This is a genomic window from Micromonospora sp. NPDC093244 (assembly GCF_040683695.1).
GTDB lineage: Bacteria > Actinomycetota > Actinomycetes > Mycobacteriales > Micromonosporaceae > Micromonospora.
In genome coordinates, this window is sequence record NZ_JBFBEO010000001.1 from 359,617 (window position 1) to 374,749 (window position 15,133).

Genomic DNA, 15,133 nt, shown 5'->3' on the forward strand with positions numbered 1-15,133 from the left:
GGCAGCATGTCGGGCGTGCCTTCCCACCTCGCGCGCTGGACCGGCCTGGCCGGCTCGACGCTGCTCGCGATCTCCGCCTACCTCGGAGGCGCGTTCCCCGGCGGCCCGCTGCGCAGCACCCCGGTCAGCATCTGGCAGGGGCCCCACGGCCCGCTGATCCTCGCCGCCTGGGCGGTAGGCACCGGCCTCATGGCGTACGCCTGGTGGGCTCTGCGCGACGGAGGCCCGTCGACGCGGTGGGCGCTGGTCACCGTGGGGCTCTGGCTGCTGCCGTTGCTCGTCGCGCCGCCGTTCGGCAGCCGCGACGTGTACGCGTACGCCTGCCAGGGCGCCAGCTTCGTCGGCGGCGTCAGCCCGTACGAGCAGGGCGTCTCCGCGCTACCCTGCCCCTGGCTGGACAGCGTGTCGGTGATCTGGCGCGACACCCCCGCGCCGTACGGGCCGCTCTTCGTGCTCATCGCGGGCGCGGTGGTCAAGATCACCGGCTCGTTGACCGCCAGCATCGTGCTGTTCCGGGCACTGTCGCTGATCGGCGTGGTGCTGACCGCGTGGGCGCTGCCCGCCCTGGCCCGCCGGGCCGGTGTGCCGCCCCAGCGGGCGGTGTGGCTGGCACTGGGATCCCCGCTCGTCGCCGCGCACCTGATCGGCGGCCCCCACAACGACGTGCTGATGCTCGCCGCGCTCGTCGGTGGGCTGGCCGTTGTGGCGTCACACCCGGGCCGTCGCGCCATGCTGCTCCTCGGCGGGCTGCTGCTCGGCCTCGCCGTCGCCATCAAGGTGACCGCCGTGGTGGTGGTGCCGTTCGCCGCGCTGGCGGCCACCGCCGGACCGTACCGGCTCCGGACGCTGATCCGCGACGGCGGCTGGGTGGTCGCCGGCACGATCGCCACCGTGGTGGGAGTGACAGTTCTCGGCGGACTCGACTTCGGTTGGGTCGGCGGACTGTCCCAGGGCGGCGCCGCCGTCGCCTGGACCTCCCCGTCGACAGCCGTCGGGCAGACAATCGGCTATGTCGCGGCGATGTTCGGCGGGCACATCGACGCGCTGCCGGTGACGCGCGGCATCGCCGTCGTGCTCCTCGCCGTACTGCTGGTCTGGCTCTGGTGGCGGGCCCGCACCCGCGACCCCCTGCACCACGCCGGCCTCGCGCTCGCCCTCACCGTCGCGCTCGCCCCAGTCGTGCACCCCTGGTACTGGACGTGGCCGCTGTTCGTCCTGGCGGCCACCGCCCGCCGGACCGGCTGGTTCATCGTCGTCGCGCTCGTCGCCTCGTTCCTGGTGCTGCCCGACGGCACCGGCCTGCCCCGCTACACCAAGACCGTCGGGGCGCCACTGATGACGCTGTTGGTGATCGTGCTTGTCGTCCGATTGGTACGGTCGGCTCGGGCGGCCCGCCAGCCGGTCGCCGTCGACTGAGGGAAGGTGCGCCGGTGACCGCTCCCGGCGCGACCCTCTCCCGGTACGCGGGCCTGCTCGGCGCCGTCCTGCTCGCCGTGGCCGGCCGTCTCGGCGGGGCCCTGCCCGACGCCGTCCCGCTGGGCGTGACACCCCTGTCGACCTGGCGAGCCCCGAACGGCCCGGCCACGCTCACCTGCTGGCTGGCCGGCACCGCGCTGCTGGTCGGCGCATGGTGGTCGCTGCGCGGGGGAGCGCCGTCGACCCGGTGGGCGTACGTCACCGCCGGACTGTGGGCACTGCCACTGCTCGTCGCGCCACCGCTGGGCAGCCGGGACGTCTACTCGTACGCCTGCCAGGGCTGGACGTACGCACACGGCGCCGACCCGTACGCCGTCGGGGTGGCCGCGGCCGGCTGCCCGTGGGTGGAGACGGTGGCGCCGATCTGGCGGGACACCCCGGCACCGTACGGGCCGGTGTTCGTGCTGCTCGCCGCACTCGCGGTGCACCTCGGCGGCGGGCTCACCGGGACGCTGGTGCTGCTACGGGTCACCGCCGTGGCAGGGCTGCTGCTGGCCGCGCTCTGTCTGCCCCAACTGGCCCGGGCGGCCGGAGTGCCGCCCCGACGGGCGGTCTGGCTGCTGCTGGCCTGCCCGCTTGTCGGCGTACACCTGGTGGCCGGCGCGCACAACGACGCCGTGATGCTGGGCCTGCTGCTGTGCGGACTGCTGGTGGTGGTCCGTCGGCCCGGCCGGCCGGCGGCGCTGCTGCTCGCCGGGGCGCTGCTCGGTCTGGCGGTGACGGTGAAGGCAAGCGCCGTGGTGGTGGTGCCGTTCGCCGTGCTGGCCGGAGTGCGGGGCCGCTGCACCGTACGGGCGCTGCTGCGCGCCGGCGGCTGGCTCACCGGCGGGCTGCTCGGCGCGGTGCTTGCCGCGTCGGCGCTGTCCGGTCTCGGGTTCGGCTGGGTAGGCGGGCTCACCCGCAGCGGCGGCTCCGAGCAGTGGACGTCGCCGCCCACCGCCGTCGGCTTCGTCGTGGACTACGCCGGCGAGCTGATCGGCCGGAACCCGCAGGCGGTGCCGGTGGTTCGGGCTGCCGCGTTGCTGCTGCTCGCGATCCTGCTGATGGTGCTCTGGTGGCGGGCCTGGCAGGCGCTGCACGGATCCAACGACGCCCGGCGGGTCGATGGGGCGGGTGTCGACGGGGCGCGGCTCGATGGGGCGCGGCTCGACGGGGCGTGTGTCGCCGGGGAGCGGGTGGAGGTGGTGCGCTCCCGGGTGGCGCTGCGCGGCGCGGCGCTGGCACTGGTCGCCGCAGTGGTCCTGTCCCCGGTCTTCCACCCCTGGTACGCGACCTGGCCGCTGGCGCTGCTCGCGCTCACCGCCACCCGAACGACATGGTTCGTGCTGCCGGTCGCGGTGGCCGCCTTCCTGGTGCTGCCCGACGGCACCAACCTGGCCCGCTTCACCAAGGCCCCCGGCGCGCTGGCGATGACCGCTCTGCTCCTGGCCGTGCTCGTCCTGCGCGTGTCCCGCCTCCGGCATACGTCGCGCGCGGCCCGCACCCCGCCCACCCCGCCCACCCCCATGGCCCCCGGGACCCGTCCTGGTGATCATGAGGTTGACCGGTGACAAATCGGACGGAACGCCCCGCAGGCGGCATGATCACCGCGCGGGAGTGATCAAGGTCGTGCGGTGAGATCGGGAATTGAAGATCCGGGCAATATCGGGGATGTTGCTGCCTCCCGGACGTCTGAGGCAGCAACATCAGGGAAGTTGAGCTGATCTTGGGCGCGGGCGCGGGCGCGGGCGCGGGCGCGGGCGCGTGGCGCGTGGCGCGGAGGCGTGGGGCGTGGGCGCGTGGGGCGTGGGGCGGGGCGCGTGCAGGCGTGGGGCGTGGGCGCGTGGGGGAGCGGGGTGTGGAGACGGGCCGGGCCGGCTCCGCGTTTGCGAAGCCGGCCCGGGCCGTTCGAGCGGGTGACTGATCAGCAGTCGTAGGCAGCTCAGCAGTCGTAGTACATGGCGAACTCGTGCGGGGTCGGGCGCAGGCGCACCGGGTCGACCTCGTTGGCGCGCTTCCAGTCGACCCAGGTGGAGATCAGGTCGGGGGTGAAGACGCCACCGTCGAGCAGGTAGTCGTGGTCGGCCTCCAGCGAGTCGAGCACTGCCGACAGGGAGCCCGGCACCTGCTTGACGTCGCCCCACTCCTCCGGCGGGAGGTCGTAGAGGTCCTTGTCGATCGGCGTCGGCGGCTCGATCTTGCTCTTGATGCCGTCCAGGCCGGCCATCATCATCGCCGAGAAGGCCAGGTAGACGTTCGCCGACGGGTCCGGGACGCGGAACTCGACGCGCTTGGCCTTCGGGTTGCTGCCGGTCACCGGGATGCGGGTGCAGGCGGAGCGGTTGCGCTGCGAGTAGACCAGGTTGACAGGCGCCTCGAAGCCCGGCACCAGACGACGGTACGAGTTGATCGTCGGGTTGGTGAAGGCGAGCAGCGACGGTGCGTGGTGCAGCAGACCGCCGATGTACCAGCGGGCCATGTCGGACAGGCCGGCGTAGCCGGTCTCGTCGTAGAAGAGCGGCTCACCGTTGAGCCAGAGGCTCTGGTGGGTGTGCATGCCGGAGCCGTTGTCGCCGAACAGCGGCTTGGGCATGAAGGTGGCGGTCTTGCCGTTGGCCCAGGCCTCGTTCTTCACGATGTACTTGAAGAGCTGGAGCTGGTCACCGGCGTGCAGCAGGGTGGAGAACCGGTAGTTGATCTCAGACTGACCGGCGGTGCCCACCTCGTGGTGCGAACGCTCGACGCTGAAGCCGGTGTCGACGAGCCGGCGCACGATCGAGTCGCGCAGGTCGGCGTAGTGGTCGACCGGCGGCACCGGGAAGTAGCCGCCCTTGTACGCGGTCTTGTAACCGCGGTTGCCGCCCGGCTCCTCGCGGCCGGTGTTCCACGCGCCCTCGATCGAGTCGATGTAGTAGAACGACTGGTGGGCCGAGGTCTCGTGGCGGATCGAGTCGAAGATGTAGAACTCCGCCTCGGCGCCGAAGTAGGCGGTGTCGGCGATGCCGCTCGCCGCCAGGTACGCCTCGGCCTTCTTCGCCACGTTGCGGGGGTCGCGGCTGTACGCCTCGCGGGTGAACGGGTCGTGGATGAAGAAGTTGAGCGCGAGAGTCTTCTGCGCGCGGAACGGGTCGATGAAAGCGGTGGCGACGTCCGGGAGCAGGAGCATGTCCGACTCGTGGATCGCCTGGAAACCGCGGATCGACGAACCGTCGAACGCGAGGCCGTCGGTGAAGAGGTCGTCGTTGACGGACTCGACCGGCAGGTTGAAGTGCTGCATCACGCCGGGCAGGTCACAGAAACGAACGTCGACGAACTTCACGTCCTCGTTCTTGAGGTATCGCAGCAGTTCCTCGGGGTTGGCGAACACACATCCTCCTGGCACGTCCACGGGGTGGCTAGGCTTCTGGCGACGCTATGGCCGGGGGGTTGCCCGGCCATGTCTCCTGTGTTTCTGCCGTGTTACGTCCCTCGCGGAGCGTCAGCGACGCCCCGTCCACGCTTCCGGCCCGCCGCGAGCGTCGTACCGGCTGTACCAGTGTAGTGACATCTGATGCCTTTGGTCCTGATCGGCACGGAGTGGTGGTGACGCCCTCGGGTCCGTCGTCAGGGGCGCGGATACCCTTGACCGCTGTGACCATTCCGCACGTCCCGGCAGCACCGGCCACCGATCCCACCTTCACCCCGCCGAGCCTCGGCAAGCGGTTCGGGGCGCTGATCATCGACTGGGTGCTCTGCCTGCTGGTGTCGAACATCTTCGCCGACCCGGTACGCGACGGCTGGGCCCCCGTGCTGGTGCTGGTCGTCGTGTACGGCCTCTTCCTCGGCCTGTTCGCCCAGACCCCGGGCATGTACATCACGAAGATCCGCTGCGTGAACTGGCACGACGGTGGCCGCATCGGGGTGCTCCGGGGACTGATCCGGGGCCTCCTGCTGGCCCTCGTCGTCCCCGCGCTGATCATGGACGAGCACCGTCGCGGCCTGCACGACAGGCTCGCCAACTCGGTCATCGCCGACGCGCCGCGCGGCTGAGCCTGCCTCGACGACCCCAAGATCGCGCTCGATCACCGATGTAGTGGCATCGCCACGTCGCTGAGGCCACTACATCCTGGTTCGAGCACGATCTTGGGGTCGTCGAGCCCTCGCGGCTACCCGCCCTGGGCGCACGTCATCAAGATCCGCGCAACATCAGGGATGTTGGTGCCTCCCGCGCGTCGGAGACAGCAACATCGGGGAAGTTGCGGAGATCTTGACGCGAGGACGCGAGGACGCGAGGACGCGAGGACGCGAGGACGCGGAGGCGCGAAGCGCGCGGGGCGTGAGGCGCGAGGCGCGAAGGGCGCGGGGCGTGAGGCGAGGCGCGAAGGACGCGAGGCAAGAAGGGCGCGAGGGCGGCGGGACCGTCCGCGTTCGACGTCACGACGAGAAGAGCCGGACCCGCACGGGTCCGGCTCTTTCGCGTACACCTGGGGGTCAGCGGCCCCGCGACTGGCGGAACGCGCCAGGCGGCCGCATGTTCTTCGGGATCGCGCCCTTGGGCATCTGCGGGCGGGCGGTGAGGGCCTTGAGCCGCTTGTCCAGCGAGTTGACGTCCTTGCCGGAGAGGGCGCGGGGCAGGCGCAGCAGCGTCGTGCGCAGCTTGCGGATGGGCAGCTCGCCCTCGTCCTGGCCGATCACGTAGTCGTGCAGGGGCGCCGAGCCGATCACCTTGGACAGCCGCCGCTTCTCCTGCCCGAGCAGACCCCGCACCCGCTGCGGGTTGCCCTCGGCGAGCAGGATCACGCCCGGCCGGCCGATCACCAGGTGGACCATGTCCATCTGGGTGGTGGAGCTGACCGCCGGGGTCACCCGCCAGTCGCCGCGCATGTTCTCCATGATCTGCGCCGCCGCGCCGGGCTGCCCCTCGGCGGCGTTCATCATCGCCCGGTTGGACCGCAGGTTGAGCACGATCAGCACCGCGAGCAGGATGAACAGGATGCCGATCGGCAGCCAGATCCAGCTCCAGAGGATGACCGCGACCACGGTGAGGGCGAGCGGGATGAGCACCGCGGCGGCGACCAGCGGCGCGAACCACCGGTCCTGCTTGGCGGTGAACTGGAACACCATCCCGATCTGCTTCAGCCGCTGGCCGAACGAGACCTTCTCCTGGGGCTTTGCCATGCCGCAGAGTCTAGTGGTCGCCGTCCGCCCCGTTGATCCGCGTCCGGGTGCCGGGCGACTGAGTACCTTACGTCGCCTCAGCCGCCCGGGCAGGGCGGGTAAGGAGGGTGGCGCCGGGGAAGATGAGGCGCTGTGCCCATGCCCGGGTGGGGCCTTCGCGCGGAGAGTCATCGGCAGAAGATGACAACGCCACGAAGGAGCCTGACATGTTCGGCAACGACGCGGAATTCCTGCTCTCCCTGCACCGTACGCACGCCGCCGAGCTACGCGCCGAGGTGGCCGCGGACCGGCTCGCCCGCGCGGTGTCGCAGCGGCCCGGCCGTACCTGGCTGGGTCGCCGCCAGCAGGCCCGCCGCACCGACGCCCGCCGGTGACCGCGCCCGCCCCGGCCGCCGCTCCTGCCGTGCCGGCCGGTCCACCGCAGTCCACCCCGCCGCTCGGCCACCCGCCGAGCGGCGGGGCCGTTGATGGCGGCCGTTCTGGCATGCTCGTTCCCGTGACCGTACGCGCCGCCAGCTCCGTCCTCGTCGGCCGCCACCGCGAGTTGGCGGCGCTGCGCGACGCGCTGGCCCGGGTACGCGCGGGTGAGCCGAGCACCGTGCTGGTCGGCGGCGAGGCGGGCGTGGGCAAGACCCGGCTGCTGGAGGAGTTCGCCGGCGGGGCCACCGGCGGCGGGGCGCGGGTTCTGGTCGGCCAGTGCCTGGAGCTGGGCGAGGCGGGTCTGCCGTTCGCCCCGTTCGCCGCCGCCCTGCGGACGGTGCTGCGCGTCGACGGCCCGGAGGTCTTCGCCGGGTACGAGGCTGAGTTCGCCCGGCTGCTGCCGGAGCTGGGCCGGGTGACGGCCGAGCGTGCCGCGCCGAACGTCACGTCGCTCGGCGACGCCCCGCGCGGCTACCTGTTCGACCTGGTCGCCGAGCTGTTTCAGCGGCTCGCCGACGCCCGGCCGCTGGTGCTGCTGATCGAGGACCTGCACTGGGCGGACCGCTCCACCCGCGACCTGATCGGCTTCCTGGTCCGGGCGGCCCGGCCGGGGCGGCTGCTGCTGGTCTGCACCTACCGCACCGACGAGTTGCAGCGCGGCCACCCGTTGCGACCGTTCCTCGCCGAACTGGACCGCGTCCGGGGCGTGCAGCGGATCGACCTGGGCCGGCTGGACCGCGACGGCACCGGCGCGATCCTCGCCGACCTGCTCGGCGCCGAGCCGCTCGCCCGCGCCGTCGACGACGTCCACGAACGCACCCAGGGCAACCCGTTCTTCATCGAGGAGCTGGCGGTGGCCGGCGACCCGGTCGGCTGCGCGGCGCTGCCCGAGACACTGCGGGACCTGCTGCTCGCGCGGGTGGACCGGCTTCCCGAACCGGCCCAGCGGGTGCTGCGGATCGCCGCGGCCGGCGGCACCCGGTTCGCCCACGACCTGCTCGCCGAGGTCGCCGGGCTGCCCGAGACCGAGCTGGAGGACGCGCTGCGCGCCGCCGTCGCCGCCCAGCTGGTGGTGGCGAACCCCGACGGCGACTACGAGTTCCGGCACGCCCTGGTCCGCGAGGCCGTACACGACGAGTTGCTGCCCGGCGAGCACGCCCGGCTGCACGCCCGGTTCGCGGCAGCCATCGAGGCCCAGCCGCAGCTGGTCGCCGCCGGCCGCGCGCCGGCCGAGATCGCCCACCACTGGTACGCCGCGCACGACCACCCGCGTGCCCTGGTCGCCGCGTTGGCCGCGGCGGGCGCGGCCGCCGACAGGTACGCGTACGCCGAGCAACGCCGGCTGCTGGAACGGGCGCTGGAGTTGTGGGAGCTGGTGCCCGACGCCGCCGACCTGCTCGGCATGGACCACCTGGCGCTGCTGGAGCAGACGGTGGACGCCGCGGTCATCGCGGGCGACTTCAGCCGGGCGATCACGCTGACCCGGGCCGGACTGGCCGAGGTGGACGCCGACGCCGCGCCGCTGCGTGCCGCCCGACTGCTGGACCAGCGGGGCCGGATGCTGGCTCTGCTCGGCAAGAGCGACGGCAGGCGCGAGCTCGATGAGGCGTACCGGCTGGCGGCCGGTGGCCCGGAGGGCATCGAGCGGGTCCGGCTGCTCGCCGACATCGCCACCCACCTGGTCAAGATCGATCCTGAGCAGGCGGCCCGGGTGGCCGCCGAGGCCGCTACGGACGCCGAGGCGCTCGGCGCGGAACCGGCGCTGCTGGCGACCCGGATCGCCCTGCTCTGCCACGGTGAACGGGACCTGGAGCAGGGGCTCACCGAGCTGACCCGCGCCGAGGCGGCCGCCCGTGCGTCAGGTGACGCGCCGACCCTGGTGCTCGCCAAGGTGTTCCAGTCGGACATGCTCTGCGAGCTGGGCCGCTACGGCGAGTCCGCCGAGGCGGCCGAGGCCGGGGTGGCCGAGGCCCGCCGGGTGGGGATCAGCCGCTCGACCGGGGCGTACCTGCTGTCCAACCGGGCCGAGGCGCTTATCGCGTTGGGCAGGTGGGACGAGGCCGAGGCGGTGTGTGCGGAGGCCGCCCGGATCGACCTGTCCGGCGTCACCGGGCTGCACTGGCTCCAGTTGGGCGCCGGGCTGCGGCTGGCCCGGGCGCACCCGGCCGCCGACGAGCTGGTCGACCGGGCGCTGGCCTTCCTCGGCCGGGCCTACCTGTGGCCGAACCACCGGCTGCCGCTGCACGAGCTGGCGATCGAGTCGGCGCTCGCCACCGACGACAAGATCGAGGCGGTCCGGGCGGCCCGCGTCGCGGTGGCCGACGAGCGACTGCCGCAACTGCCGCGCGAGGGCTGGCCGGTGCTCAGCGCCGTCGCCCGTACCGCCGCCCGGGTCGGTGACCGGGAACTGGCAGGCGCCGTCGCCGCCCTCGCCGCCGACCTGCCCGCCAGGCATCCGGCGGCACGGGCGCACGCAGCCCAGGTCACCGCCCTGCTGGCGGCCGGCGACCAGGTGCTGCCGGCCTGGCGGACGGCGGTGCGGGCGTGGCGGGCCGATGGGCAGCCGTATCCGCTCGGCCGGGCGTTGCTCGCCCTCGCCGAGGCGGCCGCCGGCGCGGGGGAGCGGGACGAGGCGGCGGCGGCCGTCACCGAGGCCGCGGACATCGCCCGGCGGCTGGACGCCGCGCCGCTGGCCGAAGCGGCAGCGACCCTGGCCCGGCGGGTCGGCCTACGCGGAACCGGTCAGGGCGGCGCCGGCGCCGATCTGCTGACGGCCCGGGAGCGGGAGGTGCTGCGGCTGGTCGCCGAGGGGCACAGCAACAGCCGGATCGCCGAACGGCTGTTCATCTCCCCGAAGACGGCGAGCGTGCACGTCTCGCGGATCATCGCGAAACTCGACGTGACCAACCGGACGGAGGCCGCCGCCCTGGCCCACCGCCTCGGCCTGCTCGTCGAGCCGCACTGACGCCGGGCCGCACACGCCGGGCCGCACACGCTGGGCCGCACACGCTGGGCCGCACACGCTGGGCCGCACACGCTGACACCGGGTCGCGCGCTGACGCCCGGCGGGGTCAGCGCGGCAGGTAGATCCGCCAGCCGTCGACGGTGACCAGCTCCAGGCTGCCCGCTGCCGTGCCGAGCCGCTGGTCCAGCCGGGCCGCCAACGGGGATCCGGTGGGAGCGACAAAGGCCGGGGCCGGCGCGGCATCCACCTCCCGCCGGTACGCCGGGTAGCGGTCGAAGCCCTGCCGCAGCGTGTCGTCGACGACCGCGCAGACGATCCGTTCGTCGCTGGCGAAGGTGAGCCGGTTGCACGTCCAGTAGCCGGCGCGTACGTGCCGTACGCCGAGGTCGCCCAGGGTCGCCACCAGCTCGTCGTGTCGGGCCTCGGCGGCCCGGCTCGCCGGTGCGGTCCGCGCCTCCTGCCAGGTGGCGTACGTGGCGGTGCCCAGCGTGGCGGCGAGCAGGACGACGGCGACCGGTCGGGCGATCCTCGGGCCGTCGCGTAGAGCCGTCCACACCGGCCAGAGCAGCGCCGGCAGGGAGAGGAGCAGGCAGGACAGGTAGCGGGAACTCTCCACAGGGGTCCGTCCAGCGGCGCTGCTCACCGTGTACGCGACAAGGGTGGCCACCGCGGCCAGCACCAGCGCCAACCGGATCGCCCCCGCCACCCGGAATTCGGTGCCGGTCCGGCGGCGCATCGTCCACCAGGCCGTCACGGCGGCGACGACCAGCAGCACCGGCAGGGCGTACGACCACCACAGTTGCCAGGTGGCGCACCGCCCTGGAGCGCAGAAGCCCATGCCCAGCGACGGTCCCAGCAGCAGGCCGCCGTGCAGCCGGTCCGCCCAGCCGGCGGAGGCGTCCGCACCGCCGGCGGTGAGGACCGCGTGCACCGGGTTCCGCCCGGTCGACAGGCTGTGCAGCAGCAGCGGGGCCGCCCCCAGCACGGCAGCCGCCCCGAGCAGCGCCCCGGCCGCACCGCGCAGCTCCCGGCGGCAGAACCCGACAAGCACCACCCCGGTCGCCACGACGTACGGCAGCACGAGCGGATCCACCCAGAGCATCAGACCGGCCAGGAACCCCCACGCCGCCCAGCGGGCCGGCCGCCACCCGGGCCGGCCGGCGGCCAGGTCCACGGCGAGTACGGCGAGCGCCGCCCCAGCCGCGTTCATCTCGGGATAGCCGCCCCCGGCGATCAGCTGGTTCTTGACCACCCGGTCGGACCCGAGCGCGAGCAGCACCACCACCAGCAGCCCGAACCAGCGGTCCCCGGTCAGCCGCAGCGTCAACCGCCACGTCAACAACAGGAACAGCACGTACAGCGCGAGGGTGGGCAGCCGCAGGCCGAACAGCGACGGGCCGCCGGCCAGCGCGAACACCGGCGCGGCCAGGTACGCCTCGAGCGTGCCCATGTACTGCTGGCCGTAGAACCAGACAGGGAAACCCTCGCCCCGGGAGATGTGCAGCGCGGCCAGCCCCATGGTGGCCTCGTCGCTGTTCGTCGGCGGCGCGGCGTTGACAAGCAACCAGAGCCGGTAGCCCAACCCGGCGAGCACGGCCAACGCGGTGAGCCAGCCGACCGGTCCGAGGCGAACGCCGTGCCGCGGGCGCGGTCGGTCCGCGCCGCGCGGCTGTTCGCGTACCCCGGCGGTCATCGCACGATCATGGCACTCGGACGCCGCACGGCCCGTGCGGCGCTGCCGGCGGGTCAGCCGGCGGTGGTGACGGCAACCCCGGCGCGGGCGTCGAGCGCCTGCCGGTAGAGCCGGCCCGCCCGGTACGACGAGCGCACCAGCGGCCCGCTCATCACCCCGGCGAAGCCGATCTCCTCGGCCTCCTCGCGCAGCTCCACGAACTCCTCCGGCTTGACCCAGCGGGTCACCGGGTGGTGCCGGGGCGACGGGCGCAGGTACTGCGTGATGGTGATCAGCTCGCAGCCGGCCTCGTGCAGGTCGCGCAGCGCCTGCGACACCTCGGCCCGCTCCTCGCCCATGCCCAGGATCAGGTTGCTCTTGGTGACCAGGCCGTCGGCACGGGCCTGCCGGATGACGTCCAGCGAGCGGTCGTAGCGGAACGCCGGCCGGATGCGCTTGAAGATGCGCGGCACGGTCTCCACGTTGTGCGCCAGCACCTCCGGGCGGGAGCCGAAGACCTCGGCCAACTGCTCGGGGACGGCGTTGAAGTCGGGGATCAGCAGCTCGACGCCGCAGCCGGGCTGCAGGGCGTGGATCTGCCGGACGGTCTCGGCGTACAGCCACGCGCCGCCGTCGGGCAGGTCGTCGCGGGCGACACCGGTGATGGTGGCGTACCGCAGGCCCATCGAGACCACCGACTCGGCGACCCGGCGCGGCTCGTCGGCGTCGAACTCGGCGGGCTTGCCGGTGTCGATCTGGCAGAAGTCGCAGCGCCTGGTGCACTGGTCGCCACCGATGAGGAAGGTGGCCTCGCGGTCTTCCCAGCACTCGTAGATGTTGGGGCAGCCGGCCTCCTGGCAGACGGTGTGCAGCCCCTCGCGCGAGACGAGCCCGCGCAGCTGGGTGTACTCCGGCCCCATCTTGGCCTTGACCTTGATCCATGGAGGTTTGCGCTCGATCGGCGTCTCGGCGTTGCGCGCCTCGATGCGCAGCAGCCGGCGCCCCTCGGGGGCGGCTGTTGCGGTACGCGCTGCCTGGCCGGTCGTCGGCGCGGAGTGCTCGATCGTCACGAAAACGAGCCTACGCCGGACGGCCGTCGTCTATGTGCGTCAGGCGACCGGCGTCACGCCGTGAGCCTTGTGACGCCGGACACCGCGCTGCCGAAAATCCGCGTCACACGCGCCGGCTCCGGTGCTACGGTCACCGGCAACAGCGACGACGGAGCCGAGTAGCGCCCGGACCCGCCAGTGCAGAGAGCCGCCGGTGCTGAGAGGCGGTCTGGCACCGGCGCGCGAAGACCCTCCCGAGCTGCGGGTAGAACGGCGGAGACGCCCAGTAGAGCCCGCCCGGCTGGCCCCGGTCATCAGGCGACCAACGAGGCTCCCGCTCCGGCGGGGGCGAAGGTGTGGTGGCACCGCGAGGTTCCCGCTCGCCCACACCTCCCTGGGTCGCGTTGCGATGATCAAGGAGGTCCCACCGTGCAACGCATCCACTCCGACCACCTGTCCACCCACGTCGGCGACACCGTACGGATCGCCGGATGGGTGCACCGCCGCCGCCTGCTCAAGTCGGTGGCGTTCCTCATCGTCCGGGACGCCGCAGGCCTCGCCCAGGTGGTCGTCACCGACCCGGCCGTCCGCGCCGACCTGGAGAAACTTCCCGAGGAGACGGTCGTCGAGGTCACCGCCACGGTGACCGCGAACGACACGGCGCCCGCCGGGGTCGAGCTGACCGACCCGACGGTACGACCACTCGGCCCACCCGCCGTGCCGCCACCGTTCGACCTGTACCGCCCGGCGCTGACCGCGAGCCTGCCCACCCAGCTCGACAACGCGCCCACCGCGCTGCGCCACCCGACCCGCTCGGCCGCGCTGCGCGTCTCGGCGGCGGCGGTGGCCGGATTCCGGGCCACCCTCGACGCCCTGGACTTCGTGGAGGTCCACACCCCGAAGGTGGTCAGCTCGTCGACGGAGAGCGGAGCGAACGTGTTCGCGCTCGACTGGTTCGGCAGGCCCGCGTACCTGGCCCAGTCACCGCAGTTCTACAAGCAACTGATGGTCGGCGTCTTCGAACGTGTCTACGAGATCGGGCCGGTCTTCCGGGCCGAGCCGCACGACACCGTCCGGCACCTCGCGCAGTACACGTCGCTCGACGCGGAACTGGGTTTCGTAGCCGACCACCGGGACGTGATGCGGGTGCTGCGCGACACCCTCGACGGGATGCTCGGCACGGTGGGTGAGCGGGCCGGGGCCGCCCTGGCGACGCTCGGCGTCACGCCACCGCGGGTGCCCGCGCAGATCCCGGCGGTGCACTTCACCGAGGCGCTGACGATCGCCGGCGCGCCCGCCGACGAGCCGGACCTGGCGCCCGCCCACGAACGGGCGCTGGGCGAGTGGGCCCGCCGCGAACACGGCTCGGACTTCCTCTACGTCACCGGCTACCCGATGGCGAAGCGCCCCTTCTACACCCACCCGGACCCGGCGCGGCCGGCGTACTCGAACGGTTTCGACCTGCTCTTTCGCGGCGTCGAGCTGGTCACCGGCGGGCAGCGGCTGCACCGGCACGCCGACTACCTGGCGGCGTTGGCCGCGCGAGGTGAACCGGTCGAGCCGGTCGCCGCGTATGTGGAGGCGTTCCGCCACGGCATGCCGCCGCACGGGGGTTTCGCCATCGGCCTGGAACGGTTCGTGGCCCGCCTGGTCGGCGCGGCGAACGTCCGGGAGGTCACCGCGTTCCCGCGCGACCTGCACCGGCTGACGCCGTAGAGCGAGCCGCCGGCTGTGCGCTCAGACCTCGGTCAGGGTGGACAGCCGGCGCTCGACAACCGGGAGCACGTCGGCGACCGTGATCGGGCGGCCCAGCTCGGCGGTGAGCGAGGTGACGCCCGCGTCGCGGATGCCGCACGGCACGATCCGGTCGAACTGCGTCAGGTCGCAGTCGCAGTTGATGGAGAAGCCGTGCAGGGTGACGCCCCGGGCGACCCGGATGCCGATGGCTGCCACCTTGCGGGCCGGCCCCCTGTCGTCCTCGGGCACCCAGACGCCGCTGCGGCCCTCGACCCGGCCGGCGGTCAGCCCGAACTCGGCGCACACGTCGATGAGCAGCTCTTCGGTGCGGCGTACGTAGGCGACCACGTCCACCGGGTCGGGCAGCCGCAGGATCGGGTAGCCGACGAGCTGACCCGGCCCGTGCCAGGTGATCTTGCCGCCGCGGTCCACGTCGACGACCGGAGTGCCGTCCATCGGCCGGTCCCACGGCTCGGTGCGCTTGCCCGCGGTGTAGACGCTCGGGTGCTCCAGCAGCAGCACGGTGTCGCCGCGCTCGCCGGCCACCACCGACTCGTGCAGGCGTCGCTGCTCGTCCCAGGCGGCCTGGTAGTCCAGCAGGCCGGCACGAACGGCCGTCAGGCCGGGGGTCGTCGTCGTCACGGCGTCAAGCCTAGTCCCGCTGGAAGCGGTCATCCC

11 protein-coding genes are annotated in these 15,133 nt (G+C 73.2%); 6 read left to right on the plus strand and 5 right to left on the minus strand.

Annotated features, from left to right (window positions below; translation table 11 throughout):
• The first annotated feature begins 15 nt into the window (after nucleotides 1-15).
• Together mptB (AB0N27_RS01700) and mptB (AB0N27_RS01705) are read left to right on the plus strand one after the other, a co-directional pair.
• Complete coding sequence (gene mptB / locus AB0N27_RS01700; RefSeq protein ID WP_364362495.1) at nucleotides 16-1,416, plus strand: polyprenol phosphomannose-dependent alpha 1,6 mannosyltransferase MptB; 1,401 nt, start codon at nucleotides 16-18, stop codon at nucleotides 1,414-1,416.
• 14 nt (nucleotides 1,417-1,430) lie between these two features.
• Nucleotides 1,431-3,026: a polyprenol phosphomannose-dependent alpha 1,6 mannosyltransferase MptB gene (gene mptB, locus AB0N27_RS01705; RefSeq protein WP_364362496.1), complete on the plus strand. Its 1,596-nt coding sequence runs from the start codon at nucleotides 1,431-1,433 to the stop codon at nucleotides 3,024-3,026.
• Between the two features lie 371 nt (nucleotides 3,027-3,397).
• Here the strand turns inward: mptB (AB0N27_RS01705) and glnA are convergent, their stop codons facing one another.
• Nucleotides 3,398-4,822, minus strand: a complete 1,425-nt coding sequence (gene glnA, locus AB0N27_RS01710) for a type I glutamate--ammonia ligase (protein WP_139583267.1) — start codon at nucleotides 4,820-4,822, stop codon at nucleotides 3,398-3,400.
• 269 nt (nucleotides 4,823-5,091) lie between these two features.
• On the opposite strand from glnA, the gene AB0N27_RS01715 reads away from it, so the two are divergent.
• On the plus strand, nucleotides 5,092-5,484 hold the full coding sequence (locus AB0N27_RS01715) for an RDD family protein (RefSeq protein ID WP_364365943.1): 393 nt from the start codon (nucleotides 5,092-5,094) through the stop codon (nucleotides 5,482-5,484).
• A gap of 441 nt (nucleotides 5,485-5,925) precedes the next feature.
• Here AB0N27_RS01715 and AB0N27_RS01720 read toward each other — a convergent pair whose 3' ends face one another.
• Nucleotides 5,926-6,612, minus strand: coding sequence for a DUF4191 domain-containing protein (locus AB0N27_RS01720; protein ID WP_364362497.1), 687 nt, complete (start codon nucleotides 6,610-6,612; stop codon nucleotides 5,926-5,928).
• A gap of 206 nt (nucleotides 6,613-6,818) precedes the next feature.
• Here AB0N27_RS01720 and AB0N27_RS01725 point away from each other — a divergent pair, with 206 nt between their 5' ends.
• Nucleotides 6,819-6,986: a hypothetical protein gene (locus AB0N27_RS01725; RefSeq protein WP_364362498.1), complete on the plus strand. Its 168-nt coding sequence runs from the start codon at nucleotides 6,819-6,821 to the stop codon at nucleotides 6,984-6,986.
• A 122-nt stretch (nucleotides 6,987-7,108) separates the two neighbouring features.
• Nucleotides 7,109-9,997, plus strand: a complete 2,889-nt coding sequence (locus AB0N27_RS01730) for an AAA family ATPase (RefSeq protein ID WP_364362499.1) — start codon at nucleotides 7,109-7,111, stop codon at nucleotides 9,995-9,997.
• Between the two features lie 106 nt (nucleotides 9,998-10,103).
• Here the strand turns inward: AB0N27_RS01730 and AB0N27_RS01735 are convergent, their stop codons facing one another.
• Complete coding sequence (locus tag AB0N27_RS01735) at nucleotides 10,104-11,690, minus strand: hypothetical protein (protein ID WP_364362500.1); 1,587 nt, start codon at nucleotides 11,688-11,690, stop codon at nucleotides 10,104-10,106.
• A gap of 53 nt (nucleotides 11,691-11,743) precedes the next feature.
• A complete protein-coding gene (lipA, locus tag AB0N27_RS01740) occupies nucleotides 11,744-12,739 on the minus strand; it encodes a lipoyl synthase (RefSeq protein ID WP_364362501.1) in 996 nt (331 codons plus the stop codon).
• Between the two features lie 408 nt (nucleotides 12,740-13,147).
• Here lipA and aspS point away from each other — a divergent pair, with 408 nt between their 5' ends.
• Nucleotides 13,148-14,434 carry an aspartate--tRNA(Asn) ligase gene (aspS, locus tag AB0N27_RS01745; RefSeq protein ID WP_364362502.1) on the plus strand — a complete coding sequence of 429 codons (1,287 nt, stop codon included), beginning with the start codon at nucleotides 13,148-13,150 and terminating at the stop codon, nucleotides 14,432-14,434.
• Nucleotides 14,435-14,455: 21 nt separating this feature from the next.
• Here aspS and lipB read toward each other — a convergent pair whose 3' ends face one another.
• Complete coding sequence (gene lipB, locus AB0N27_RS01750; protein ID WP_364362503.1) at nucleotides 14,456-15,097, minus strand: lipoyl(octanoyl) transferase LipB; 642 nt, start codon at nucleotides 15,095-15,097, stop codon at nucleotides 14,456-14,458.
• Nucleotides 15,098-15,133: the final 36 nt, after the last annotated feature.

What these genes read in the sequence shown, in the direction of transcription:
- AB0N27_RS01725 (WP_364362498.1), top strand. Translation starts at nt 6,819, where the DNA reads ATGTTCGGCAACGACGCGGAATTCCTGCTCTCCCTGCACCGTACGCAC.
- AB0N27_RS01720 (WP_364362497.1), bottom strand. Translation starts at nt 6,612, where the DNA reads ATGGCAAAGCCCCAGGAGAAGGTCTCGTTCGGCCAGCGGCTGAAGCAG.
- AB0N27_RS01735 (WP_364362500.1), bottom strand. Translation starts at nt 11,690, where the DNA reads ATGACCGCCGGGGTACGCGAACAGCCGCGCGGCGCGGACCGACCGCGC.